21 protein-coding genes and 1 pseudogene are annotated in these 24,820 nt (G+C 71.8%); 7 read left to right on the top strand and 15 right to left on the bottom strand.

Features of this window, described 5'->3' with window-relative positions:
• Positions 1 to 226: 226 nt before the first annotated feature.
• The 6 genes and pseudogenes from ACFY8O_RS32575 to ACFY8O_RS32550 form a co-directional block, all read right to left on the bottom strand.
• Positions 227 to 647: pseudogene (locus ACFY8O_RS32575) on the bottom strand (universal stress protein).
• 153 nt (positions 648 to 800) lie between these two features.
• On the bottom strand, positions 801 to 1,004 hold the full coding sequence (locus tag ACFY8O_RS32570; protein ID WP_145812196.1) for a hypothetical protein: 204 nt from the start codon (positions 1,002 to 1,004) through the stop codon (positions 801 to 803).
• A gap of 16 nt (positions 1,005 to 1,020) precedes the next feature.
• Positions 1,021 to 2,169, bottom strand: a complete 1,149-nt coding sequence (locus tag ACFY8O_RS32565) for a baeRF2 domain-containing protein (protein ID WP_387908761.1) — start codon at positions 2,167 to 2,169, stop codon at positions 1,021 to 1,023.
• Between the two features lie 103 nt (positions 2,170 to 2,272).
• Positions 2,273 to 3,142 (bottom strand): universal stress protein, encoded by an 870-nt coding sequence (locus tag ACFY8O_RS32560; protein WP_387908759.1) that lies wholly within the window; start codon positions 3,140 to 3,142, stop codon positions 2,273 to 2,275.
• Positions 3,143 to 3,664: 522 nt separating this feature from the next.
• Entirely contained in the window at positions 3,665 to 4,384 is a 720-nt protein-coding gene (locus ACFY8O_RS32555) for an alpha/beta hydrolase (protein WP_387908757.1), read from the bottom strand.
• A 383-nt stretch (positions 4,385 to 4,767) separates the two neighbouring features.
• A complete protein-coding gene (locus tag ACFY8O_RS32550; RefSeq protein ID WP_387908755.1) occupies positions 4,768 to 5,370 on the bottom strand; it encodes a TetR family transcriptional regulator in 603 nt (200 codons plus the stop codon).
• Positions 5,371 to 5,440: 70 nt separating this feature from the next.
• On the opposite strand from ACFY8O_RS32550, the gene ACFY8O_RS32545 reads away from it, so the two are divergent.
• Positions 5,441 to 6,253, top strand: a complete 813-nt coding sequence (locus ACFY8O_RS32545) for a class I SAM-dependent methyltransferase (protein WP_387908753.1) — start codon at positions 5,441 to 5,443, stop codon at positions 6,251 to 6,253.
• A gap of 425 nt (positions 6,254 to 6,678) precedes the next feature.
• On the opposite strand, the gene ACFY8O_RS32540 is transcribed toward ACFY8O_RS32545, so the two are convergent.
• Entirely contained in the window at positions 6,679 to 7,188 is a 510-nt protein-coding gene (locus ACFY8O_RS32540) for a hypothetical protein (protein ID WP_387908751.1), read from the bottom strand.
• An 18-nt stretch (positions 7,189 to 7,206) separates the two neighbouring features.
• Entirely contained in the window at positions 7,207 to 8,277 is a 1,071-nt protein-coding gene (locus ACFY8O_RS32535) for a DNA polymerase III subunit beta family protein (protein ID WP_387908749.1), read from the bottom strand.
• A gap of 120 nt (positions 8,278 to 8,397) precedes the next feature.
• On the opposite strand from ACFY8O_RS32535, the gene ACFY8O_RS32530 reads away from it, so the two are divergent.
• Both ACFY8O_RS32530 and ACFY8O_RS32525 read left to right on the top strand, forming a co-directional pair.
• Entirely contained in the window at positions 8,398 to 8,832 is a 435-nt protein-coding gene (locus ACFY8O_RS32530) for a hypothetical protein (RefSeq protein WP_145812182.1), read from the top strand.
• A 471-nt stretch (positions 8,833 to 9,303) separates the two neighbouring features.
• Positions 9,304 to 10,551, top strand: coding sequence for a PP2C family protein-serine/threonine phosphatase (locus tag ACFY8O_RS32525; protein ID WP_387908849.1), 1,248 nt, complete (start codon positions 9,304 to 9,306; stop codon positions 10,549 to 10,551).
• A gap of 461 nt (positions 10,552 to 11,012) precedes the next feature.
• Here ACFY8O_RS32525 and ACFY8O_RS32520 read toward each other — a convergent pair whose 3' ends face one another.
• Complete coding sequence (locus ACFY8O_RS32520) at positions 11,013 to 11,141, bottom strand: LPFR motif small protein (protein ID WP_387908747.1); 129 nt, start codon at positions 11,139 to 11,141, stop codon at positions 11,013 to 11,015.
• Between the two features lie 485 nt (positions 11,142 to 11,626).
• On the opposite strand from ACFY8O_RS32520, the gene ACFY8O_RS32515 reads away from it, so the two are divergent.
• Entirely contained in the window at positions 11,627 to 11,923 is a 297-nt protein-coding gene (locus ACFY8O_RS32515) for a trypco2 family protein (protein WP_387908745.1), read from the top strand.
• Positions 11,920 to 15,024 (top strand): ATP-binding protein, encoded by a 3,105-nt coding sequence (locus ACFY8O_RS32510; RefSeq protein ID WP_387908743.1) that lies wholly within the window; start codon positions 11,920 to 11,922, stop codon positions 15,022 to 15,024. Before ACFY8O_RS32515 ends, ACFY8O_RS32510 begins: the two co-directional genes overlap by 4 nt.
• A 17-nt stretch (positions 15,025 to 15,041) precedes the next feature.
• On the opposite strand, the gene ACFY8O_RS32505 is transcribed toward ACFY8O_RS32510, so the two are convergent.
• Entirely contained in the window at positions 15,042 to 15,863 is an 822-nt protein-coding gene (locus ACFY8O_RS32505; RefSeq protein ID WP_387908741.1) for an SGNH/GDSL hydrolase family protein, read from the bottom strand.
• Positions 15,850 to 16,419 carry a PadR family transcriptional regulator gene (locus ACFY8O_RS32500; RefSeq protein ID WP_387908847.1) on the bottom strand — a complete coding sequence of 190 codons (570 nt, stop codon included), beginning with the start codon at positions 16,417 to 16,419 and terminating at the stop codon, positions 15,850 to 15,852. The genes ACFY8O_RS32505 and ACFY8O_RS32500 overlap by 14 nt, the downstream gene beginning before the upstream one ends.
• A 223-nt stretch (positions 16,420 to 16,642) precedes the next feature.
• Between ACFY8O_RS32500 and ACFY8O_RS32495 the strand changes: the two genes are divergently transcribed.
• Entirely contained in the window at positions 16,643 to 17,308 is a 666-nt protein-coding gene (locus ACFY8O_RS32495; protein ID WP_387908739.1) for a lysophospholipid acyltransferase family protein, read from the top strand.
• A 224-nt stretch (positions 17,309 to 17,532) separates the two neighbouring features.
• Here ACFY8O_RS32495 and ACFY8O_RS32490 read toward each other — a convergent pair whose 3' ends face one another.
• Both ACFY8O_RS32490 and ACFY8O_RS32485 read right to left on the bottom strand, forming a co-directional pair.
• Positions 17,533 to 17,967, bottom strand: coding sequence for a DUF2267 domain-containing protein (locus tag ACFY8O_RS32490; RefSeq protein WP_145812172.1), 435 nt, complete (start codon positions 17,965 to 17,967; stop codon positions 17,533 to 17,535).
• Between the two features lie 215 nt (positions 17,968 to 18,182).
• Complete coding sequence (locus tag ACFY8O_RS32485) at positions 18,183 to 18,617, bottom strand: Hsp20/alpha crystallin family protein (protein ID WP_145812170.1); 435 nt, start codon at positions 18,615 to 18,617, stop codon at positions 18,183 to 18,185.
• A gap of 152 nt (positions 18,618 to 18,769) precedes the next feature.
• On the opposite strand from ACFY8O_RS32485, the gene ACFY8O_RS32480 reads away from it, so the two are divergent.
• Positions 18,770 to 19,411 carry a type III effector protein gene (locus ACFY8O_RS32480; RefSeq protein ID WP_145812168.1) on the top strand — a complete coding sequence of 214 codons (642 nt, stop codon included), beginning with the start codon at positions 18,770 to 18,772 and terminating at the stop codon, positions 19,409 to 19,411.
• Between the two features lie 600 nt (positions 19,412 to 20,011).
• Here ACFY8O_RS32480 and ACFY8O_RS32475 read toward each other — a convergent pair.
• Together ACFY8O_RS32475 and ACFY8O_RS32470 are read right to left on the bottom strand one after the other, a co-directional pair.
• Complete coding sequence (locus ACFY8O_RS32475) at positions 20,012 to 22,942, bottom strand: hypothetical protein (protein WP_387908736.1); 2,931 nt, start codon at positions 22,940 to 22,942, stop codon at positions 20,012 to 20,014.
• Between the two features lie 2 nt (positions 22,943 to 22,944).
• On the bottom strand, positions 22,945 to 24,789 hold the full coding sequence (locus tag ACFY8O_RS32470; protein WP_387908734.1) for an HSP90 family protein: 1,845 nt from the start codon (positions 24,787 to 24,789) through the stop codon (positions 22,945 to 22,947).
• Positions 24,790 to 24,820: the final 31 nt, after the last annotated feature.

Below are 24,820 nucleotides of genomic sequence, written 5' to 3'. Positions count from 1 at the left end.
CGGGCACGGTCGGCGCCTGTCCCCGGGCCGGCGGCCTGCGCCGTTCTGCCCGGTGCCGGGCTTTCTGCCGTGACCGGTGACTCTCCTCTCCCTCAGCCGTTCGTGCGGCACGGCCCCGCCAGGACTCGGCCTCCCGGGCGGCCCGTAGGGCGGTCGTGGCGGCGGCCATCGGCCGGCACGTTCACCGGTTGTCACCGCGGACCACGACGACCGGGCACGGCGCGTGCTACGCGCAGTGCTGGGCCACCGATCCCAGGAGCAGCCCCGCGAAGCCCCCGCGCCCACGGCTGCCGACCACGAGCAGGGAGGCACCGCGGGCGGCGGCCAGCAACACGCCCGCCGGGGTGCCGTGCTGCGCTTCGGTGCGGACCTCCACCGGAGGCTGCGCTCCCAGGACGTCGTCCACGGCCGTCGTGAGTTCCCGGCCCGCGCCCGCCTCCAGGGCTTCTCGCTCGCCGGTCGCCGGTCGCCGGGGGGAGCCAGGTGAGAGCGCCGTGGAACTGGGGAAAGTCCCACGCGGTCAGTGCCTGCACCACACCGCCCGTGGCCTCCGCGTACCGCACGGCCCAGCGCAGGGCGTCCTTCGAGGAGTCCGAACCGTCCACCCCCACCACGATGCGGTCCGAATCCTCGTGCTGGTCGGCCACGGATCCTCCTCGACTCGACGGTGCCGGAAACCCCGAGGAGCGGCGGATCCGCCTCCCCGGGCTCACGCTCAGGATCTCGCCTCCGCCCCGTACGCGCAGCCGGGCCGGCCGGCCGGAGCCGACCGCGACGGGCGCGGTACCGGCGCGTAGGGATCAGAGCTGGTTGGACTCCAGGAGGAAGAAGGTCACCACAGGCTCGTCGATGCCGCTCTCCTCGCTCGTCGAAGCCACCACACGGCGGTAGATCTCCTGCCGCGTCTCGTCGGATTCGACGAGGACGGTCCCCTCGAAGGTACGTGGGCCGGCGGAGCCCCCTTGCAGCGTGATGATCCAGTGGAAGACCTTCGGCGGTTGCATCTCACTCCCTCGGTGTTCAGTAGCGCAGCAGGGCGGCGACGCCGTCCGTGGCGCGTGTGGGTGGCAGGATCTCGGTGAAGTCGGCACCGCTGAGGACGGCCGAGCGCAGGAGCAGGGGTGCTGCGGGAGCGCTGAAGACGCTGGAGTCGCCCCCGAGCGCCGCCGGGTCGGTGCCGAGCGCGCGCGGATCGCGGCGGGAGGCGTGGAGGACGGGGTCGCCGGAGCGGTCGGCGGTGAGCAGAAGCGTGTCCACGCGGCCCTGGGACAGCGCTTCCTTCACCGACGGAATGCCCTGAAGGGCGCGTCCGCCGGCCAGCTCCCCCTCCAGTGTGTCCAGCACTCCGCGGTGGCAGGCGGCCATCTCCTCGCGGATCGCGGTGTCTACAGCAGCCCGCAGGCCCTCCCGCGCCGAGGCGTCGGTGCGTCCACCTCCGACGTAGACCAGCTTGCCGAGCGGGGGGTCGGCCGCGAAGTGCTCACGCAGCAGCCCTACGGCCTTGGGGTCACCCGCCACCAGGAGCACCTCGGCGTCCACCTGTGCAGCCGCGCTCCGCACGTCCTCGGCTGCCTGTCCGGTGTTCTCCGTCCCCTGGTTGACCGAACGGCGATGGAAGGATGCCTGCGCCTCCGCCCCGGCCTTCACCCGGCTGATGTGGAGTGTGCTGCCGTGGAAGGAGCGCCGGAGGGAGGGCGCGTGACCGGCGGCCTCGTACGCCTCGACATCCGCTCCCTCCCGGTCCACCGCCACGACGACGTGCGGAAGCTGGTGGTCGCGGTCGACGGCAAGAGCCAGTGGATCGGGAACGGGCAGCACCTGGGCGCTGTCGGCAGCCGGAGGCTCCGCCAGGGTGAAGGCGCCGAGGAGATTTCCCCCGGACGCGAACAACGCCTCCCCCTGGGGCCCCGGCAGCTCGGCGACTCCGCCGACCACGCCGTCCAGCAGGCGCAGGGTCTCCTCCTCGGCGCCCTGCTCGGCCAGTGACCGGCGCGCCGCTCTCCATCGCAGTTCGATCTGCTTCTCGGCGTCGTGCGCCGCACGCGTCGTGTCCAGGTACACGGACACGACAGGGCCGTCGGTCTCGTACAAGGGCTGCAGATGAGCAAGATCCATGATGTCCGGGCCGACCAGCCCTACCGCCTTCCACGACGTGCGCTGGAACAGCACCGTAGGCGCTTTGTGGCGTTTTGCCCGTAGTACACGCATCGGTGTCGCCGGGTCCGACGCGCATCCCGTCCGTCCCGGCCTGAATGAGGGAACGAGTCCGGGTTCATCCCTCGGCCGGCCCCGACTGCTTCGTGGGGACGAGAGCGATGGGGGCGTTGGCGAAATGCAGTGTCGAATGGGCGATGTGGCCCACATAGCGGCTGCCGACCTTGCTGCTGCGCCCGACCACCAGGAGCTGGGCAGAAGCGGCGAGCGTCACCAGCATCTCCGCGGCGAATCCCAGTTCGATGTGTTCGGTCACCGCGACGTCGGGATGGCGCCGGCGCCACGGCTTCAGCAGGACGGCCAGTTCCCGGCGGTGTTCCGCCTCCAGTTCAGCCGGCCTGTCCGAGAGGCCCATCACCCCGGACTGGTTCGTGAACATGGCAGGCAGGTCCCACGCTCGCGCGGCCCGCAGGGGTACGCCATGCGCGTCGGCGGCCCGGAAGGCGAAATCCAGGACCACCTCCGCCTCGTCCTCCTCCTGGGGGACGCCCGCCACGATCTCGCCCTTCGGCGGGCGCCGGCTGACGTCGCCGCCCCGGATCATCACCACAGGGCAGACGGCCCGGCTCAGTACGCGAAGACCGACCGACCGGAGGAGAAAGCCGGTCACCGGTCCGGGCCTGCGGGACCCGAGCACGATCATCTGCGCCTCGCGGCCACGCTCGGTGAGCAGGTCCGCCTCGGGCTGGGCCACCAGCTCGCCACTCACCTCGACGTCGTCGTAGTGATCGCGCACCCACGCCAGCCCACCGTCGAGCACTTGCTCGGCCGCCTGCTGCTCTCGGTCCATCTCATGCAGGAGGAACGGTTCGTGGCCGTGCAGCAGCTGGAGCGGGGCCCCCCGCAGCCGAGCCTCGCCGGCTGCCCAGCCGGCCGCGAGCAGGCTGTCGGACGTGCCGTCGATTCCGACGATGACGGGTTGCTGCACGATGTCTCCTCGCACATAGATCGACACGGCGTGAGTGCGTTGACCGCGGCCACCTCAAGGGGCGCCTCGCCTCGCCGGTGACGGGAGCAGCCCCGCCACAGGCCCTGGAACCGCACCAGGAAGCGAGCCGAACCGGCGACGCCGCCCCCATCGCAGAGTAGACGCTATCTCCCGTTTCGTACGTTACGTATACATCTGTACGGCCTTGTCGATGTGCCAGAAGCGACTGCCGAGGGCCGCAGCCGTCCGGTACGCACGCGCCTCGGCACCGGCCCCGTGGAGGCATCGACCGGCCGTGGGCCGGGGTAGGGATCCGCCGGCGCCGGGTGCGGACCAGCCGGCCCCGGAGCGAGCTCGGACACCGCCCGGAGTGACGCACACGGCTGAACGCGCGGGCGACGTGAGGGCGGCGGCGCGACGCGCCACGACGCGGGTCGCGATCGTGGCGACCGGGACGCCTCCCGACGAGCAGCGTCCCGGTCGCCACCGTTCACAGTCCGCCGTCGGCCTGAACGCCGGTCCTCACTTCAGATGCCGGTCGAAGAACCGGCCACCGTCCTCCACCTCGAACCACGGCGTGCCGACGTGCCCGCCGGTGTTGGCGTGCAGCGTCTTCTCCTTGCTGCCGAAGGCGTCGAACAGGTCCAGCGCTCGCTGCCGGGGATTTCCTTCGTCGTCCCACTGCAGCAGGAACAGCAGCGGCAGGGTGATCCGCCGCGCCTCCTCGCGCTGCGCGCGAGGCACGTACCCCCCGGCGAAGAAGCCCACGGCCGCGATGCGCGGCTCGACGACCGCAAGACGGATACCGAGGGCGGTCCACCCGGAGTACCCGACCGGACCGCCGATCTCGGGCAGGGAGAGAAGTGTGTCGAGGGTGGTCAGCCAGTCCGGGACCGCCTCTTCCACCAGGGGCCCGACGAAGGATTCGAAGAGGTCGTCGACCGGCTTGCCGGCCTGCATCGCCCGGCGCAGTTCGGCGCGGGCCTGCTCGTCGGCCTCTGAACGCGGCCGGTCGCCGCACCCGCGGGCGTCGATGGTGGCCACCGCGTATCCGTACGCCGCGGTGCGTCGGGCCCTGGCGACCAGCCGGGACGCGCCCTTGGGCAGTCCGTTGTTGTGGGCCATCAGGATGAGCGGCGCCGGCGCGGACCCTGGCGTCCACAGAGTTCCCGGGATGTCACCGATGGTGAATTCGCGTTCGAGGAGGTCGCCGTCGAGGCGTCGTTCGGATGAGACATGCATGGTCGTGCCTTTCGGGAGCACTGGGGAACGGCGCTCCCGGACGACCTATCGCCCGACCATGACCCCGGAGGGGAGCACCCACGTCGAAACTGCGTTCACGGGTACCACCTCCTCATTCCTTGCACGGCCCGGGGAAACGTAGCAGCGGTCGGCCCAGCCGGCAAAGCGATTTCCTGCCCGGGCTCCGCGTGCGGACGTCCCTCGGACCGGAGCGCACCCGGAGCCGGTCGAGAGCATGGGCGATGTCGCGAGGTGCGGGACACTTCGGGGTGCCTGAGCGGTCGCGTCCGTCGGCCGCCCCCTGACGCGGCGCCAAAAGCCGCTCGCCTCCAGGCGCTGACGGGCCCCGGGCACAGCGACGGGAGTCCGCGGGGTCCAGGTCCTCAGCCCGGTCGCCGGCGGACGGCGTCGGCGACGACCGCTGTCACGAACGTGCGGACCACCGCCGTGGCCGGCGGTCCGGGGTCGCGGTCTGCGTACAGCAGGTGGCCGCCGCCGACCAGGGAGAGGGTGAGCGAGTCGATGTCGGCCCCGGCCGCGATGCGCCCGATTTCTCGTTCGGCGGCCAGATAGGCGGAGACGGCGGTCGCTGCCTGAGCCAGGATCGCGATGCCGCCTCCCGGCCTCGCCTCGCGCAGCCGCGCGCGTAGCTCGTCGCGAAAGGTGATGAGCGGGATGATCGCCACCGGAACCGGTCCGAACAGGTTGGTCAGAGCATCGGTGAGGTTGTCGGCCACCATGCCCGTGCCGACGGCCTCGCTGAGCACACTCGCCTGCGCCTCCAGCTGCGCGGCCCGGTCGAGCACGAGCTCGGCGAGGAAGCCGTCGAAGTCACTGAAGTGCCGGTGCAGAACGCCTTTGGCGCAGCCCGCCTCGTCGGTGACGGCACGGCTGGTCAGCCCGTTCGGCCCGTCCCGCAGGAGTACGCGTTCGGCAGCGTCGAACAGTTGCTGCCGCGCGTCGCGAAGATGCACCCCTGTCGGCACTTCCGGCTCCTCTCGTGCGGCAGCATGGGCATCCGTTGCCCAGTGGGCATGCGCCCATTAAAGTGGGCGCATGCCCACTTTACCGCGAAGCCAACCGGAGCCGTACGAAGTACGGCGCATGGCCGAATCGTTCGGCGTGGACGCGCCACGTTACGACCAGGCCCGTCCTGGTTACCCCCCTGCGCTGGTGACCCGGGTCGTCGCCGGCAGCCCGGGGCCTGACGTCCTGGACGTCGGCTGTGGCACCGGTATCGCGGGCCGGCAGTTCCAGGCAGCCGGCTGCACCGTGCTCGGCGTCGAACCCGATCCGCGCATGGCCGACTTCGCGCGCGCCCGGGGCCTGGCGGTCGAGGTGGCGGGGTTCGAAGCGTGGCAGCCGGAGGGCCGGACGTTCGACACGGTGGTCGCCGCGCAGTCGTGGCACTGGGTGGATCCGGTGACCGGCACCCTGAAGGCCGCGCATGTGCTGCGCCCAGGAGGCCGACTCGCCATCTTCGGGCACGTGTACGAGCCTCCTGCCGAGGTGGCCGAACCGTTCGCCGCCGCCTACCGGCGCGTGGCACCGGACTCACCGCTCAGCGGTGGGCCGGCCCGACGTCCCATCAGCCTCTACGAGGCGGGCTACGCGAGGTTCGCCGAGAACATCCGTGAGACCGGGCGGTTCGACGACCCCGAGCAGTGGCGATTCGACTGGGAACAGTCCTACACCCGCGACCGGTGGCTGGACCTGCTCCCCACCACCGGGGGCCTCACGCGACTCCGTCCGGATCAACTGGCAGACGTACTGGACGCGGTCGGGACTGCCATCGACGCCCTCGGGGGACGCTTCACGATGGGATACACCACCCTGGCCACGACCGCCGTGCGCGCGGGCACCTCCTGAGCCCGTGCGCACGGGCACCGCCGGCCCTGAAGCCGGCGCCGTGTCGAACGGTGTGCCGCGTGCGCCCGCGACTCGTCGAGGGCTGATCCCACTGCCCTTCTTCAGCGGTCAGCAGGCGAGGACGCGGCAGGCCCGGCGATGAGGCCTGCTCCCTCCCATGTGCTGCACGCGGCGCCTCGTACACGGTGGCCGCCCGGCCCGTTCGACGCCTTGGCGCTCGAATTCCCGTCCTTCGCGCACTCCCGGCAACGCGCGGCGTCCTGTGAACCACAGCGGCGAACATCCACGACCCTGCATGCCACACTCCCCCACCGCGTGACGGGCGCTCCCGTCACGCGGGCGGCGGCCGGCCCGACGATCCCGTTCCTGCGACCCGGCCTCGTGCCGGAGCCGCCGTCACCGCGCTGCGCCGGCGCCGTCCTGCCTCATGTGGACGGACCGGGTGCCGAGGTCCGCCGGGTGCGGTCACGGCCGGCGATGGCGTCGGCCACTTCCTCGACCGCGCCGCGGAGAAGGTCACCGTAGGCGTCCTGCGGGAGGCTGCCGATCGCGGCTCGGGCTGCGTCGATGTGCTCGGCCGCGGCCTCGAAGGAGCCGAGCCGACGGTAGTTGTCCGCGAGGTTGAGGTGCAGAGAGGGGTAGAAGCCCGCGATGTGCAGGTCGGCGTGGTGTTCCTGGACGCGCTGCTCCGTCACGGCGTCGGCGGCGTCCAGAGCCCGTACGTCCCAGGCGAGGGCCTGGGCGGGGTCGTCCTGGAGGTCTGCGAGGTAGTGGGCGAGGGAGCAGCGGTGCAGTGGGTCGCCGGTGACCCCGATCGAGGACCAGAGGTCCAGGAGTTTACGGCGGGCGGACGCACCGTCACCGCCTCGGCCTTCGACGACGGCCCGGCCGATGGCTTCCATGGTGGGGTCGGTGCCGGTGGGTGCAGGGGTCATGGTGTTCCTCTCGTGTCTTCAGGCGAAGTGGCCGGGCTTCACGGGCATGGCCAGGGTGGTGAGGTCGCCTCGGTCGGCGGAGCGGATCGTCACGGGCTGATCGTGTCCCCTCAGGTCCAGCATCACCTCGGGGCCGATCGCGGTGCTCACGGCCGGATGAAAGGTGGTCAGCTCGAACCAGATCCGGAGGGCAGGCCCCACCACCGTGGCCGGAAGAGGAGTGCCGGGGTGGTCGTCCTCTTCTGCCACGACGCTCACGGACTGGTCGCCGACATCCAGTGCCATGCGCCGGCCCGGGTGCTCCTCCACGGTTCGCAGGAGTGCCTCTTTCGGAACCGTAACGCGGGTGGTCACCTCCCCCAGTGACGCGAGCATCAGCCGGTAGTCGGGGAACTCCTCGGGCAGCAACCGGCAGTAGCGGTCCTCCCGATCCTCCATGCGGAGCCAGATCCCGCGGGGCGCCGCCTCGATGCGTACCCGGCTGCTGCGGCGGATCTCCGGTGCGGCGAACCGCAGTTCGTCACCCGCCACCGTGCCGGCCCACCTCTGACGCGGTGGTTCGACGGGGACCACGGTTCGGGTGGAGAGACGGTATCGGTCGGTCGCGGTCAGGACGACCGCCTCGTGACACGTCTCGATGCGCAGGCCGCCGAGCACCGGCGTCCCGGACTCGGACGCGGTGGCGGTCAGGATCTGCTCCACCGCGTCCGCCAGCACCGGGCCCTTCAGCACCACGATCGAAGGACCTGACGCGTCGCCGAGGGCGGACCTGATCACATCGGCCATGCGCTGCGCCGCCGCCGCATCCTCGACCACCTTCGACACATGCTCGTCGATCAGCCGAAACGCCTCGTCGGGCGTGGATCCGAGTACCGCTTCCACACCGGCGAGGGGCATGGCCATCTCCCGGAGCCGACGCAGGACGGTCGCATGTGTGACCTGCTCGGCGCTGTAGTAGCGGTAGCCCGTGACCGGGTCGACCTCGGCAGGGGGCAGCAGTCCGGAGTCGGCGTAGAACCGCAGCGCGCTGGACGTCAGACCGCTGCGCCGGGCAAAGACCCCGATCGGCATCAGCTCAGGTTTCGGCACCCCGCCATCATCGGGCTTCGACCAACTCGAAGGTCAAACGTGCCGAGCGGCGCCACCCGCCTCATGGGCCGACGGCAGCCGGACGATGCCGAAGGCGCAGCGGTCCGGCATGATGCACCGATGAGCATCATCGTCGAGTTCTTCGCGGCTCCGGATGACGCTGCAGCGGCTCGGCTTCTTCGGACCGGGCCCCGACGCGCGTGCGAGTCGCTCTCCTTCGGCAACTTCGACCCCGAGGAAGCCGTGATCGAGTGGGAATGTCTTCTCGCCGGCGGCGACTTCGACGAACTGGCCGAGGCCGGTGAGCCTCGGCTCGTCGCCGGTCAGGAGGAGGACGGCTGCCTCGTCTTCGCACTCTCGAACCGCCTGTCCGCGGCATTCGCCAGGGCTGAGCAGTCGGATCTGCGGGCTGCCGCGGCCGGGTGGTCCTCGCGGCGCGCGAAGGAGGGCGACGTCATCGAAAGGGAGATCGCCTCCGTGATCCTGGGTGACCTGGCTGCTCTCGTCAGCAGCGCCCGACGCCAGGGGCACGGCGTCTACTGCTGGACCGCGTGAGTGCTTTTCGACCTGGCCCGGGCCCGGAGGACTCCCGCTGACAGAGCGGGGCGGACCCCGGTGCACGGCGTAACCCCGATATCGGTCGTCCCGCTCGGGGACGGCCCCTCGGGCGGCGGACCTCCGATGCGCTCATGCGCAGGTGGTGCTTCCGCCCGGCGCGATGAGGGCCACTTCCCGTAGGTCTCTCCCGCTTCGTGCGCTCCTGTACCGCTCAGCGGCCTTCCGAATTCCGAGCTCGGGCATTACCGTCGTCCGGAATTTCCGGGTTTTCGCGGTGCGCGGGAGCCGCCGGGGCATGAGGGAGGCTACGGGAACGGATCAGCGTTTCCTTTTCAGCCACGCTCCGGACCCCGGTTAGTGTGGAGCCGTAGCGCATTTCTCTCAGCCTCAGGGAAGGTGTCGCCGGTGAACGGCGCGGAAGCTGCGCGGAACCGCGTGCTGGGAGACCTGATCGCTGCCAGTCACCTGATGACTCTGGAGCAGTTGCCCGGCACCGTGGCATCACACGCTGCTCGGGCGGGCTGGCCGCAGGTCCTCATTTATCTGGCCGATCTCCAGCAGGAACGGCTTTGCCTGCTTGCCGGAAATGTCGACGCCGATCAGCCGGGCGCCGACGCGCCCGCCGAGTTGGCCATCGAGGGAACTGTGCCGGGGCGGGCCTTCCAATTGGGACTGATCTCTCCCGCCTCCGCCGCGACGAAAGGACAGTGGTGGGTCCCACTGCTGGACGGCGCCGAGCGCCTCGGTGTCCTACGCGTCGGAGTGCCGGGTTCCCAGGTGGAGGCGGACGAGGACCTGAACAGGCTCGCCGGCCTTGTCGCTCTTCTCCTGGAGAGCAAGCGCGGAACAAGCGATTCGTATGCACGGCTGGTCCGGCGCCGGACGATGAATGTGGCTGCGGAGATGGAATGGCATTTGATGCCTCCTCGCACCTTCGCCACGGACCGCGTCCTGATCAGCGCCGTCATGGAACCGGCCTACCAGGTCAGTGGTGACGCCTTCGACTACGCCCTCAGCGGGGAAGTCATGCATCTCTCCGTCTTCGATGCCATGGGACATGACACCGCCGCCGGACTGACCGCGAATCTGGCGCTGGCCGCAGCCCGCAAGCACCGCCGTCAGGGCGCAGACCTTGCGCAGACGGCCGAGGGCATCTCCGAGACGTTGAACGAGCAGTTCGCGGGCGCCCGGTACGCCACGGGCATGCTCGCCGGCCTTCACCTGGCCACCGGCCTGCTGACCTGGACGAACTACGGCCATCACCCCCCGGTGGTGATCCGGGGCAACCGCACGGTCGTGCACCTGTCCTGTCCGCCCGCTCCTCCCCTGGGCTCCGGGCTGGACGTGCCGGGCACCCTGGCCCGCGACCAGCTCGAACCGGGTGACCGCCTGCTGCTCTACACCGATGGCATCACCGAGGCGCGCGACGATGACGGGCAGGAATTCGGTCTCACCGGTCTGACGGACTTCCTCATCCGCCACCACGCCGACGGCCTGCCCGTCCCGGAGACCCTTCGACGGTTGATCAGCCACCACGTGGCCTACCACCACGGCCACCTCGCGGACGACGCCACTGTGCTGCTCGTGGAGTGGCACGGCCCGACCCCCTACCAACCCACCCAGTTGCAGGCACTCATGGGCATGCCCCCCATCACCGGGGCGGACACGATCACCTCTGCGTGGCGCCAACGGCCGACGGACGACGGACCCTCCTGACCTGGTGCCGGTCCGGGCGGTCGCGCGGCGGGAAGCGGCAAACTCTTTCGGTTCGCTCAGCGGCGCCGAATCCGGTCCGGCTCTGGCTCGAGGGGAACGCGCCGATACATACCGGCACCGGGTACGACGCTGTGGTGGTTCGCTTCCCGCTCTGTACAGCTCAGAAGGACCACCCCATGTACCGGAATTCCTGCGGCAGCGGGCGACAAGGGAATCGAATTCCATGCTTCATTCGAGCGAATCGCCGTCGCGCAGCGTAGCCGCACCACTCGATCCCCGCCTATGTGCCCGACTCGAGGACTCGGACTTTCGCCGTGTGCACCCTTGGAACTCCTCTCACGCCCTGTTCCGGCGTGCAGCGCTACGCGAACCAGCAGCGTGTCGCTTTGGCTGGTCGCGTAGCGCTGGGGTGCGCACGTCGAAGTATTCCGGAATCCGGCTGCAGACCTCCACCCGGAGTGTCAGCGGTGGCCGTGCGCAGTGCTGGACGCTCCGCTGAAGAGCCGCGCGACGGCACGGAAGGGCAGGGTCACGACGGTTGCGATGGCTCCGCCGATGGAGCGAAGGACGTCTGCGATTGCCTTGAACACGGGAATCCTCCTTTTCGGCGTCCCGGCCTCTCTGCGGTGCCGAGATCACGTTCATCCGGCTCGTACCCCCATGCGATTCGAGGAAACCCGGCCTACCGCTGAGGATCGACAGGACTCCGCGCCCACCGGGACCTGCCCTCCCCGAGCAGAAATCTGGGTGTTCCTCGACCGGGCGCCATCGGCAGCGTGATTTCCTCTTCGGTCCAGTTCCGCACCTCGTCACCCTGACGTGCCGGGCGACTTTTCCCGGTTCGGTCGCGCGGATTTCCCTGTCTGCGGGTGGGGGAATTGCTCCTCGGTGAGTGCCGTGAAGAGGGGGCGCGGATCACCACAGGGTCGCCGCCCGAAGCTGCGGCCCATCGCCCCTCAACCCCTTTGCGGGGAGCGCTGGTCGGCCTGTGGCCGATACCCGGCACGGGTGGCGGGCGTACCGGTCGATGCGGCAGGATGCGACGGCAGTGATCGGTAACAACGGGGGGCCCGGGATGACGACGGACAACAATGAGATCACCGAGGCGATCGAGCAGTTGCGCACCCAACTGGCCGAGGCCCAGGAGTACGGCAAGGACGCCCGGCTCCAGTTCCACATCGCCGAGGTGGAGATGGAGTTCCTGGTCGAGGTACGCAAGGACGCCGGCGGGTCGGGCGGCGTCCGTCTCGGCGTGGTGAAACTCGGCGCCGACGCGAAGGTCTCGCAGGGCACGACTCATCGGCTCCGCCTCAAGCTCGACGTGCGCGACACCCTGACCGGGGAGTCGGCCACCGTCTCCGGCCGGCGGTGACCACACCCCGGGCCGAGGGCGCTCATGCGGGGACGGCACCGCTCCACCCGGGGCTCGTGGCCGTCACGGCGGGTCCGGAGGATGCCGAGGGGCGCAAGGAGTTCTCGTCCGGGCGGTTGCTCGCTCCCCGGCTGGTGCTCACCTCCCGGCACGGCGTGACCTTCGCCGACGGCCGTCCCCGGCCGGACATCACCGTCAGGTTCGTCATCGGCGGTCGTGGAGCCGTCCGCCTCACCGATCCGGTGTCCTGCACGGTGGCCTGGCAGGGAGACGCCGGACTCGATGCCGCGCTGCTGTGCCTGGCCGCCGAAGCGCTGGACACGTCCGGCGTGCCGGACGTCCCCGAGCCGCGCTGGGCCGAGGTGACGGGCACCGAACCGGTCGCCGTCGCCGTCACCGGCATGTCGGCGGCGGCCGCCCGCAGCACGGGCGACGGGACGGAGACCGAGACGGTTCGCGGCGTCCTCGACCCGCTGACGTACACCCGCAGCGACCGTTACGCCGTCGACGTGTCCACGGCGTGGCCCGCCGGCTGGGATCAGTGGTCGGGCATGTCGGGCAGCGCGGTGGCCCACAAGAGCGGCGCCCTGCTCGGCGTGGTCGCCTGGAGTGACCGGCCGTACGAGGGGCGGCGGTTGACGGCCGTCCCCGTGCGGGCCCTGCTCGGCGACCCGGGTTTCCGGGCCGTGCTGCGGGAGTCGACCGGCCGCGAACCGTCGTTACGCGCACTCGAACCCGAACGGCCCCTGGACTCTTCCCGGTTGCCCGCCGGGCTGGTGCCCGCGCCCGGCGTACGCACCACGCTGAAGGCCCCGCCGCGCAGGATCGTCGACCGGGAGACCGAGCGCCGCCGGCTGCCGGAGATGGTGGCGGGGAACCTCACGGGCCGCCCCGAGCTGGTGCACGCCATCGTCGGGATGCCTGGGATCGGCAAGTCCGCCCTGGCCCGGTACCTCGCCCACCAGCTCACCGCCGACTTCCCCGACGCGCAGTTCGAACTCGACCTCTACGGGCACACCCCCGACCGGGCACCGCTGGACGCGCAGGCCGCGATGGAGGCCCTGCTCGCCTGGGCGGGCATCCGCGGTGACGACGCCCCGACCCTGGAGGCGAAGGCCGCGTTGTGGCGCAACTGGCTGCACGGCAGACGCGGCCTGCTGTTGCTGGACAACGCGGCGTCGCTGGAGCAGGTGGCGCACCTGCTCCCCGGTGACGACAGCAACCTCGTCCTGATCACCAGCCGGGTCGCGCTGCACGATCCCGACCGCATCTCGCTCACCGAGCTCGACATCCTGCCCGCGGGCGAGGCGGTGAGGCTCCTGGTGTCGAGCGCCGGACTGCCCGCGGAGGAGGCGACGGATCCCTCGCTCGAGGAAATCTGCAGGGCCTGCGGGTTCCTCCCACTGGCCGTGCAGGCGGTCGCCGCCCGGCTGCGCTTCGAGGAGCCGGCGGACCTGTTGCTGGCCATGCGGGAGGCGGATTCCCCCCTGCTCGAGATACCCGACGCCGACCGGCGGGTCGGTGCGGCCTTCGAGGTGTCCTGGCAGGCGCTGGAGGCGGCCGACCCGGTGCAGGCCCGCCTGTTGCGCACCCTCGCGATGCACCCGGGGTCCGAACTGGATGCCGAGGCGTGCGCGGCGATGACCGGTACGACGGCGCGCGAGTGCCGCCGCCGGATGGCCGACCTCGCCACGAGGCACCTGCTGCAACACCACGGCCGGGGACGTTTCGGATTCCATGACCTGTTCCTCGCCTACGCTCGCGGCCTGGCGGCGGAGCAGGAGCCGCAGGAACGCTGGGACGAGGTACTCGACCGGCTCTTCGCCCATCTGCTGGCCCGGGGCGAAGCGGCACGGGACGCGCTGAACACCGGTACGGGCGAGCCGGGCGCCGCTCGGGCCTGGCTGGAGCAGGAGCGCACCAACCTGATCGCCGTGACCGTGGCCGCCGTCGAACGCCGCTCCCCGCACGCCAGGCGTCTCGCGGCGCTGGCGCACGCCGTCCTGGGCAGGCTCGGTGGTACCACCGAACTCGCGAGGATCTGGAGCACCATGAGGGACGCCGCCGAGACCGACCACGACCGCCCCAGCCGCGCCGACGCTCTGCGTGGCCTGGCCGACACCGAGCGCACGAGGGGCGACCTGAACGCTGCCCGGGACAACTACCGGACTGCCTGTGACCTGTACGAGGCGATGGGCGACCTGCGTGGTCAGGCGGACGCCCTGTGGGGCCTCGCCGAGACGGAGCGCGCCCGCAGTCGTTACGAGGAGGCGCACGAGCACTTCACCGGGGCGCGGCGCGTCTACGAGGAGCTCGACGACCGGGCGGGCCTCGCCGACTCCTTCTGGGGACTGGCCAACGTCAGCGTCTCGCTGGGCCGTTACGAGCAGGGCACCGAGATGTTCCGGCAGGCGCGTGAGCTGTACGCCGCACTGGGCGACCGCCGGGGGCAGGCGCAGGCGGCCCGGGGCCTGGCGGACATCGCGCGCAACCGCGGCAGGGGGGACGAGGCGCACGAGGGCTACAGCACCGCCCTCGCCACGTACGAGGAGATCGGTGACGTGCGCGGTCAGGCTCAGTCGCTGCGCGGTCTCGGTCACGTGGCCCGGGTGGGCGGCCGTCACGAGGAGGCCGCCGCCCTTTTCGCGCGGGCCTGCGACCTGTCCCGCCGCATCGGCGACCGGCGCGGGGAGGCCGACATGCTGCGTGGCCTCGGCGATGTGCAGCGTCTGCGCGGCGACTACGCGGAAGCCCGCGAGACACTCACGCGGTCCGCCGGGATCCACCGCGATCTGGGCAACGCGGGTGGCCTGGGCTTCACGCTGCGCGCGCTGGGCGACACCGAGCACGCCGCGGGGCGGCCTGACCGGGCGCGCGCCGCGTACGACGAGGCCCTGGCGGCCTTCGACCGGGTCGGTTCCCGCCGTGGCCGCGCCGACGCCCTGTGTTCCCTGGCAGGCGTCTTGCCGTCCACCGCCGAGGCGCGGGCCGCCTACACGGAGGCACTCGCCATCTACGGCGAACTCGGCGCGGAGACCACGGCGGCCAGGTGCCGCGAGCGGCTGGCAGAGCTCGCCGTACGCTCGCCGCAGGCGGAGTGAGCGGTCCGCACAGAGCTCTATGCCGTGTCTGGCACCGTCCGGTCGCCTTCGGGGAAGCCGGGCGGGTCGCCCAGCGGCAGGAGGTGGGGGCGTTTCGCGGTGCGGCCGTCGCCGGAGGACCGGCCGCGCAGCCGACGTCCGAGCCAGGGGCCGAGGAACGAGACCACCCAGCGCACCTCGTGGCCTGCCGCCCGCAGACGGCCCGGGACCGCCTGCGGTGGCAGAGGGTGCGTCCAGGCGTCGTCGAAGTCGGGAAGGCGAAGGGCCTGGGCCAGGGCTGCCGCGATGCGCTCGTGGCCGAGAGGGCCGGCGTGGAGCCGGTCCGCGGTCCACAGCCGCGGGTCGGTGCAGACGGCCTGCTGGGCGGTCTCGGCGACCGTCACCCCATGGCGGGCTGCCGCGTCGCGGATGCGGGCGTTGAGGTCGAGCACACGGGGTGCGAGGGGCCGGGCGAGGGGCGCGATCTTCCCCATGTCGGGGAAGGTCAGCGTGACCACATGGGTCCCTGCGGCCGTGAGGGCGGCGAACATCTCCTCCAGGTGACCGGCCACCTCCGCGGCGTCGAACCGTGGCCGGAGCAGGTCGTTGACCCCTGCGACGACGGTGGCGAGGTCGGGCCGCAGGGCCAGCGCCGGTGCCAGCTGTTCGGCGCGCACCTGCCCGGCGACCCGGCCTCTCACCGCGAGATTGGCGTAGTGGAGTCCGGGATTGACGGCCGTGAGATGCTCGGCGAGCCGGTCCGCGAAACCACGCAGGCCGACGACGTCGTCCCCGTCGCCCAGCCCCTCGGTCTGGCTGTCGCCCAGGGCGACGTAGCGTACGTACTCACCGTTCGGCACGAGCCGACTGCCTCTCCTCCAGGACCGTGGCGATCCGCAGACACCAGTCCCGGTGTTCCTGTTCGAACGCCAGGCCGCGCAGGCAGGTCAGGTAGGGCCCGATCCGCTCTCCCCGGAGCAGGAAATCGTCCTCGTCGGTGTCACCGCGCAGTTGGTGCAACAGCGAGCCGAGGAGCTCGATCTTGGCCTTGGCGGCGGATGCTCGCTCCCGAAGCTGTTCGATCACGGCCGCCGTGCCGATGCGGTCGGCGACCTGGACCTTGACGAGCAGGTCGTCGCGGATGAACGAGGGCTTGGACACGGCCGCGGCGAACTCCTCCAGCTCGGTGCGGCCGGCGTCGGTGACCCGGAACATGCGCTTGTTGGGCCGGGTCTCCTGAACCACCTGCCGGCCCTCGACCAGCCCTTCCTTCTCGAGCTTGGTCAGCTCGGCGTACAACTGCTGGGGCAGGGCGTGCCAGAAGTTCGCCACGCCGACGTCGAACGCCTTCGCGAGCTGGTAACCGCTGTACTCACCGTCCAGGAGCGCCGCCAGCACGGCGTGCCGCAAGGCCATCGACGCACCCTCCTCTTCCCTCGACACGTCAGCTTTCCTTCAGCAGCATAGTCATGAAGATGAATAGTCGCATCCTTGACTATGCAGAACGGCTGACGTGCGGGGAGGTCGCGCGGTGGCGCCTGAGTAGAGCGGGGTGACGAAGTGAGTACGACGGCTCAGGCCCCGGCCGGGCCCGGCGCCGACGATGAGGAGCAGCTTCGTCGAGACCGGGAGACCGTCCATGCTCAGCCGTATCGCCGACGTGCTCGTACCCGCCGTCGGCCGTCTGTCCGTGACCGCCGACCCGGATTCCGCCCTCGCGCCGGGCAGCATCCTCGCCGCCAACCACACGTCACTGGCGGACCCGGCCATCGTGATCGCCGCGCTGCGCCGCCTCGGCGCCGCGGAGCCGGTCATCATGGCGGCTGCGGGACTGTGGCGCATCCCGCTGCTGGGCCGTGCGCTCGCGCGCGAGGGGCACATTCCCGTCTTCCGCGGCGACCGACGTGCCGCAGCAGCACTGGACGCGGCGGCCGGTGCGCTGGAGCAGGGCCGTCTGCTCCTCATCTATGCCGAGGGAGGGCTGCCGCGTCGCAGGGACTCCGCGGAGGCGGCACCGGAGGCTTTCCGCACCGGTCTGGCCCGGCTGGCGGAGCGCACCGGGGCTCCGGTGGTGCCCGTGGGCCAGGCCGGCGCCCGCCGGGTCACTTCGGGCGGGGCGGTGAAGCAGCTCGCGGGGCTCGCGACGGCGCCCGTACGCCGGCCGGCCCTCCATGTGCACGTGGGGGCACCGGTGGCGCTGACCGGCGACCACGCCCTGCGGACGAGGCGGGCCCGGGAGGCGGTGACGACCGCGTGGCGTACGGCGGCGGCCCACCTCGGCGAGGGCGCGGCGCTCGCCGCGTGAGCGCCTGGCGGTGACAGGGGGCGGGGGACGGTCCGCGCGCCGACGGCGGTACCGACCGGATGGAAGCGACGGAGGACCGGACCACGGCAGCGGGGGCCGCGGGCGACGACCTGGCGGCCCCCGGCCCTCCCCGATGTCAACGTCGGCCGGGAAGGGGCGGCCCGGCCCGCCGCCGGACAGCTCCGCGAGCCGGGTCCGCCGCCCGTTGCCGTGGCCGCCGGGTTCTACGCGGCCTGGATGAGTTCGGCGCGGCCGAACAGCAGGGCGTAGCCGGAGGGGAGCTGGGCGAGGATGCGGTCGAGGAGCTCGGGGCCGGCGAGGTCGCCCACGGTGGCGAGCACGGCTCCGGTGTCCCACCGCACGGTGGCGGCGGTGCCCCCGGTGCGGGCAGCGAGGTCCTTGACGAAGCCCCAGCCCGTGAGGTGGCCGGGGTCGGGGATCTCTGCCGTGAAGGTGCGGGCTGCTTCCGTGGGGAGGCAGGCCGCGAGGCTGACGCGTTCGTCGCCCGTGAGCTGACGCCCGAGGGCGGCCAGCACGGCGTGCGTGACGGTCTCGGCCCTCTCGCGCGTGGGGTACGCGCCCTCGTACCTGATCTTCTCCAGCATCTGGTCGAACGTCACGCTCGGGGTGACGAAGGCCGCTTCACGCGGGGAGCGCATGAGTGGAGTGCCCTTTCTCGGCGGGTGCGGCTGCCGCGGGGAGGGGTGTGAACCGACAGCCGCGCTACTGGTTCTCGGGAAAGCTGTGCGGAGGGCTTGCCGGAGCGACGGGGGGTCCGCCGCCCTGGGCGGAGTCCTCTCACACCGGTCCGGTGTGCCAGCGTGGGACGAGCCGTTCGGCGTGAACGGCCGTCCCACGTGTGGACATGCCCGGTTCAGGTGCCGATCTGCTTGTGGCCCGCGGCGTCGCCGATGGCGATCTTGCGCGGCTTGGCCCGCTCGGCGATCGGGATGCGCAGGGTCAGCACCCCTGCGTCGTAGTCGGCCCTGATGCGCTCCGTGTCCAGGGTGTCGGCCAGGACCAGCTGGCGGGAGAAGACACCGAGCGGCCGTTCGGAGAGTTCCACCTGCACGTCGTCGCCGACGGTGACGGGCCGCCGCTCCGCCTTGACGGTGAGCATGTTCCGTTCGACGTCGATCTCGATCGCGTCCTTCGCGACACCGGGGAGATCGAGGGCGATCACGTACTCCTCACCCTCGCGATAGGCGTCCATCGGCATCGCCGAGGGCTTGGACCAGGTGCCGGAGACTCCCGTCAGCTGCTGGGCGAGCCGGTCGAGTTCGCGGAACGGGTCGGTGCGCATCAACATCGCGAATACACCTCCATCGGTCTGGCAGAAACTGCCAATGCGCTTCGTCTGACACCGTTGTAGCATGTCATCCAAACGATGACAACTTGGATGTCATCCAGTCGACGACATATTGAATGTCGTCCGAAGGGTGACGTCCGGGAAGGGGCCCCATGAAGACATCTCGACCAGGCGAGCCGGTGTCGTTCGCCGCTGCCGCGACAGCGCTGAGCGCCATCGACGAGGCCGTTCGCATCGCCCAGACCGGCGAGGGAGGGACCGAGGGAGAACAGGCGAGCTCCGAGCAGGCACTGGCCGCTCTGCTACTGCTGCGGGAGCTGCGCGACAGGCTGGCCGGGTGGGAGCCGGGACTGATCGAAGCGGCACGCGCGGCAGGCACCAGCTGGGCGGACCTCGCACGCCCCCTGGGCGTCACCAGCCGGCAGGCCGCCGAGCGCCGCTATCTGCGCGTACGCCCCGGGGCGCCCGGGAGCACCGGCGAGCAGCGCGTGCAGGCCACCCGCAGTGGCCGCGCCGCCGATCGCACCGTCACCACCTGGGCGCGGGACAACTCGGCGGACCTGCGGCAGATCGCCGGCGAGATCGCCGCCCTGGCGGACATGCCGGGTGCACAGATCGCCCGGATCTCCGCCGCTCTCGCCGACAACGACGCGGCCAATCTCATCGCCCCGCTGACCGACGCCCGCAGCCACCTGGCGGACGATCACCCCGACCTGGCGGCGCGGGTCGACTCCATCAGCCGCCACACCGACCGTCTACGCCAGGACAGCAACGACCAGCGGTCCGCCCTCTGACCGCGGGGGCGGGCTCGCCGGCGCGCGGACGCCCTGCCCGGGAGGGAAGCCGGAGAATTCCTCACGCCATGTACGGCGGAGCGCTGACCGCTGGGAATGCGGCAGGCCGCGACCCGAACTCGCCGGCGGGGAGCCGGCCCGGGACGGGCGCACCTCGGCCGGCCCCAGGTGGCCGGAGGCGGCTTCGGCGTGCCCTCTCGGTACGCACAGGGGTCGGCTCATTTCCGCTGGGGCCTGCTGCTCGCCGCACCGTGCCCCCTTGACGCACCTGGCGGTCCTCGACGAACTCCCCGGCGCCCATCTGGCCACCGCCTCCACCCTGCCGTGGCAGACCCCGCCGGACAACCCCCTCGGCAGATGGCCGCCTGGGTGAAGGCCGAGCTGATGAAGAACGTCACTGAGATCGGGCAACTGCGTCTGATCCAGGCAGCCTCGACGCCGCGGCCCGGGAGGCGGTGGAGCTCAGTCCGCCGCCGCGACCCAGCGACGAACGTGCGGGTCGGGGGCGGTTACGGGTGTGCTGTCGAGCGGTGCGGGCAGGGACGGCGGACAGCCCCGCTCGAAGGTGGGGGACCCGGTCCTCCGCCGGATCCCGTCCCTCTACTCCTCGTCGCGCAGCCGGGCGGCCAGCGACGTCAGCGGCGCTGTCTCCTCCGTGTGACCGAGCGCGGAGAGCCGCGAGACCGCCGCGTCCAGGCGGCTCAGCGCCGGGGCAGGACGCTCCAGGTAGATGCCCTCCACGGCGCTCGCGAGCCGGACGCACTCGGCCCACTCGGCCGCGTGGTCCTCCTCCGCTCCCGGCTCGCCGAGCAGGGCGAGGGCCTTGTCCAGAGCGATCAGGGCGTCCTCGTAGGCGCCCGCGTACGCGTGGACCCGCCCGTGCTCGTAGGCCAACGCGGTCTCCAGGCTGCGTCCGTGCGCCTCGTAGCCGGCCGTCCGGGCCTCCTCGGCGATCCGGTCTGCGGCGGCTAGGCGGTCGAGCGCGTCGGCCAGGCCGTCGGGGCCCTGCTGTTGTGCCTGGAGGCGGGCGAGTTCGCGCAGGCAGTTACTGAGCTGCTCGTAGCGAGGGGCCCGGGCATGGGCCGCGACGGCCTGGTCAGCGGCTTCGCGGGCCCGGTCGAACTCACCCGATTCACCGAGCAGCACGGCCGCCTCCGCGGCGATCATGGCGTGGCTGCCCGGGTCGTCGTCCCAGCTCGCCGACAGGGCCGCGAGCTCGACCAGTTCCACCGTGGCCGCCTTCACGTCCTCCCCCGCGCGCAGGGCGCGGGCGCGCGTCAGCCGCAGCTGGGCCACGAGACGGTCGTCGACTTCCCCGGCGACCACGTCCGGTTCGCCGAGGAGCGAGTCGAGCAGCGCGATGCAGTCCTCGACGCGACCCAGGTCAAGGCTGAGCTGGGCCGCGTTGCTGTAGGCGCAGAACGCGTCGGTCCGGTTGCCGTGGCGGAGGTCGAGTTCCGCCGAGCGCGTCAGATGCCGCAACGCGTCCTCGGGGCGGCCCACGTGCATGCAGGCCTCGGCCAGATCGCTGTGGAGGCGGGTGGGATCGCCGGTTCCGGCCGGCCAGTCGGCGGCCAGCCGCAGCCCCTCCGACAGGCTGGCGTGCGCTGCCTCCGCGTCCTGCGTACCGAGCTGCAACCGGCCACGCAGTCCGAGCACACGGGGCAGGTGCCAGGCAGGGCCGTGCTCGCGCAGGTCGTGGAGGTGGGCGTCGATCTCGGTGATCGCGGCGGGCAGGTCGCCGGACATGGCATGCGTCGTGGCCCGCAGCATCCGGGCACCGGAGATCTGGCCACGTATCCCGTGCCGGGAGGCGAACGTGTGCAGCAGGTCCAGCTCGGCGAAGACGGGGGCGGCGTGCTCCTGGTTCCCAGAGGCCTGCAGCCGCAGACCGAGCGCCGTCGCCCGCAGCCGCAGCAGGCGGGCCTCCTGGTACGGGGCGAGTGCTGTCGCGCCCTCGTGCAGGCCGACGACGGAGGCGTGGGCGGCGGTCAGCGCCGCGACCCGCCTCTCCGTCTCCTCGGCACCCTCCCCGGGCACTTCGGCCGCCGCGAGCACGGCACAGGCGCGGGCGACGGCTGCCTGACCGGGCTGTCCGGCGTCTTCGTACAGGCCGGCGGCCTCCTCGTGGAGGGCGGCGCAGTCCTCGTACTCGTCCCGCTCGCCGGCCCGGCTCGCCTCCTCGTCCAGCAGGTCCGCCCGGAGCCGCACCAGGGGACCCACGGCGGGATCCTCGGGGTGGGTGTAGTCGCGGGCGGCCACACGCGTGCGCAGCTCCGCCCAGCAGGCCTGGGCGTCCGGGTGCCCTTCCTCGTCCAGCGCCCGTGCCTGCATGACGAGTTCGGGCAGTGACGTGGCGGGCTCGGCAGCCGTACGGGTGGCCGCGGCCATCGGCGCGGCCGGAGCCCGGTCGTCGAGGGTGCGGGGGCGCAGGGTGAGTTCCAGCGCGTCCAGGAGGGGGGCACGGTCCAGGCGCGCCCTGCGCCGGTCGGTGTGGGCGGTGGTCTCGTTGCGCGCGTCGAAGCGGGCGGCGAGGCGGTCGGCACGGTCCCGCACCTCGGCGCGGAGGCCGGACACCGTCCAGGCGCGGCCCGCGAATCCGGCGGCGGGCAGGTCGCCGTGGCCGAGGATGTCGACGCGCTGGAGGAGGACCTCCACCCCGGTCAGGAAGTCGAACAGCGCGAGCGGCGAGTCCACCTCGTCCAGCAGGCTCCGGTTCTCCGCGAGCAGCTCCAGGCCCCGCGCCTCGTTGCCGGTGAGCGCGCAGAACTCCAGGTGACGGCCGACCTCCGCGGACATCGAGGTGTTGCGGCGGCAACTGCGGTAGCCGGCCAGGTGCAGGTGGCGCGCCTCGTCGGTCCGGCCGGTGCGCAGCAGGGGAAGCAGTGCGTGGGAGATGGAGCGGGCGGGCTCCTCCTGGCAGGATTCGGTTCCCTCGAGTACGGGCTCCCAGGCCCGCAGCGCCCGCTCGTCGTCGCCCGTCACCAGGTGGTACAGGGCGCGCTCGCAGATCTCGCAGGCCTCGCAGTCGCTGAGCGGGGTGCGGGTGCGGGCGGCCCACAGTTCGTAGGCCGGGGTGGTGTCCTTCCCCGTGTGGGCGGCGAGCTGGTAGGCCTGCCCGTAGTAGGGCTGGAGGCCGAAGCCCTCCTTCTCGTACCGCTCGCCCATCTCCGTGAGCCACTGGCGCAGGCTGGCCAGTGGCATCTCGGGCAGCTGGCGCAGGGCGTTGGCCACCCACTTGAACCGCCAGAACAGGGTGTGGCGCAGGCGTGCGTCGAAGATCTCGGGCTGCTCGTCGAAGAGGGTGAGCAGCCGGGCGAAGACGACGGGAGACTTCCGGGGTTCGGAGCCGTAGGTGTACGCCTCCTGGAGTTCGAGGAGCGCGTGGACGAGCGGCACGGGCTCCGCGAACCGCTCCGCGGCGTCCACGAGCTCCTCGGCGGTGACGGTGCGGACGCGGCCGTACGGGAGCCGGTCGTTGTCCTTGAGGGCTCGGTACAGCTCGTCGGTGGTCTGGGGTGCGGTCGGCATCGTCAGCTGTCCTTGCGCAGAGCGTGGGCGAGAAGGTCGAGGAAGGAGCGGTTGATCAGGCTCGACTCGGACGGCCTGAGCGGACGCCGGGACAGCAGCGCGGCCTGTCCGTAGAGAGCTTCCGCGCTGGTGCGTGCCAGCTCCGGCTCGTCGATGGCAACGGCGGTGCGGACCAGCGGGTTGAGCTGGTTGAGGATGAGCTGCGCACGGGGGGCTTCCTGGCGCAGGGCGCCCAGGATGTCGCCCCACAGGCCGCCCTCCTGCTCACGGGCCAGCTGGGAGCGTGTGCGCTCGTGCCTGGCCTCCCGGCTGTCGATGAGGAGGGCGGGGGCGGATGCGGGCTGGAAGGTACGCAGCGCGACGTCGCAGTCGAAGACGGCGAGGGCGTCGCGGGCGAGCGCGAGGTACGGTGCCGCGGCCAGTTCCGTCTCGCGGTCGACCGGGTCGAGGTGGGCGGTGAGGGTCGCCGGGTCCAGGTCGGCGACGGTGACCTCGGGCTTGATCTCCGGGAGCCGGTGGACCAGTTCACGGTCGTAGGTGTAGCCCCCGTTGACGACACCGAGCCCCGCGGCCGAGGCGATCGCCGCGACCTGCCGGAACTCCTCGACGCTGGAGGTCACCAGCACGGTGCGACGGGCACGCGCGAACTGGTCGAGGGTGCTGTGCCCGTCGGTGGTCTCGAAGGGGAGCCACGGCAGCAGCATCCGCAGGATCTCGTCGTCGTGCACGGCCAGCGACTTCACCGCGAGGTGGTGGACCTGCAGGAAGCGGGCGAGCAGGTCGGGGTCGCTGGCCGCGGCCCGGGCGATCCAGGCACGGAGCCGGTCGGCGAGTGCGTCCCGGACCGCGGCGAGTGTGTCGTCCTCGTACAGGGACTCGCGCGACGCCGTGGGGCGGAGGCTCTCGGCGTCCACGACGCAACGGACGAAGAACGCCCACTCGGGCAGGATCTCCTCGGCCTGTTCGGACAGCAGCATGCCCTTGACGTGCACGCGATGGCCGTGACGGCGCCCGGCCGGCACGGCCTCGGGCAGCACGCACGCGATGCCCTTCAGGCCCACGGCGGGCAGATCGAGATCGATGGTGTCCAGCGGGGTGAACCCGAAGACGTCTTCGCCGTACGCCGCCAAGGCGCGCGCACGCGATCCGGGGGTGGGGTAGGTACGCGCCCAGGGCGCGGGTTCAGGATTGATCGATACGCCCGCGCCGGTGCCGTCGTCGAAGGTGACCGGGTGGCGCAGCAGGGAGCCGAAGTGCCGGGCCAGCGCGTGGACCCGCTCGGGCCGGGTCCACTCCCCCGCGTCGGCGCGCGGTGTCAGGGTGACGGTGGTGCCGGGCCGGGGGCGGGCGGAGGCCGGGAGGGTACGGATGGTGTAGCTGCCGTCGCCGCGTCCGCGCCACTCGACCGCGCCCGCGTCGGGGCCGTGGGCGGAGCGGCTCACGACGTGGATCTCGTCCGCGACCAGGAAGCAGGACAGCAGGCCGATTCCGAACTGCCCGATGAAGTCGGCCCGTTGCTCCGCTATCCGCTCGGCGCGTTTGCTGCTGCGGCCGATCGTGGCGAGGAAGGTGTGTACGTCGGCTTCGGTGAGGCCCACGCCGTCGTCCTCGACGCGCACCAGCGAACCGTCCGCGTAGAGGCGGATCCCGAAGGCGTCGGAGGGAGCCGCGGGTTCGAGTGCGTGCCGTGCGGTGAGGGCGTCCACGGCGTTCTGCATCAGTTCGCGCAGGTAGACACGAGGGCTGGAGTAGAGGTGGTGGGAGAGGAGGTCGACGAGGCCGCGCAGGTCCACCTGGAAGGTGTGGTCGGCGCCGGCGGGGTGCGATGCGGTGTCAGGCAGAGTCATCGGGCATTCCGGGGTGGGAGAGGGCTGCGGG

Origin of the sequence: Streptomyces argenteolus, assembly GCF_042902585.1 — a bacterium.
GTDB lineage: Bacteria > Actinomycetota > Actinomycetes > Streptomycetales > Streptomycetaceae > Streptomyces > Streptomyces argenteolus.
This window is presented reverse-complemented; position numbering and strand designations above follow the sequence as displayed.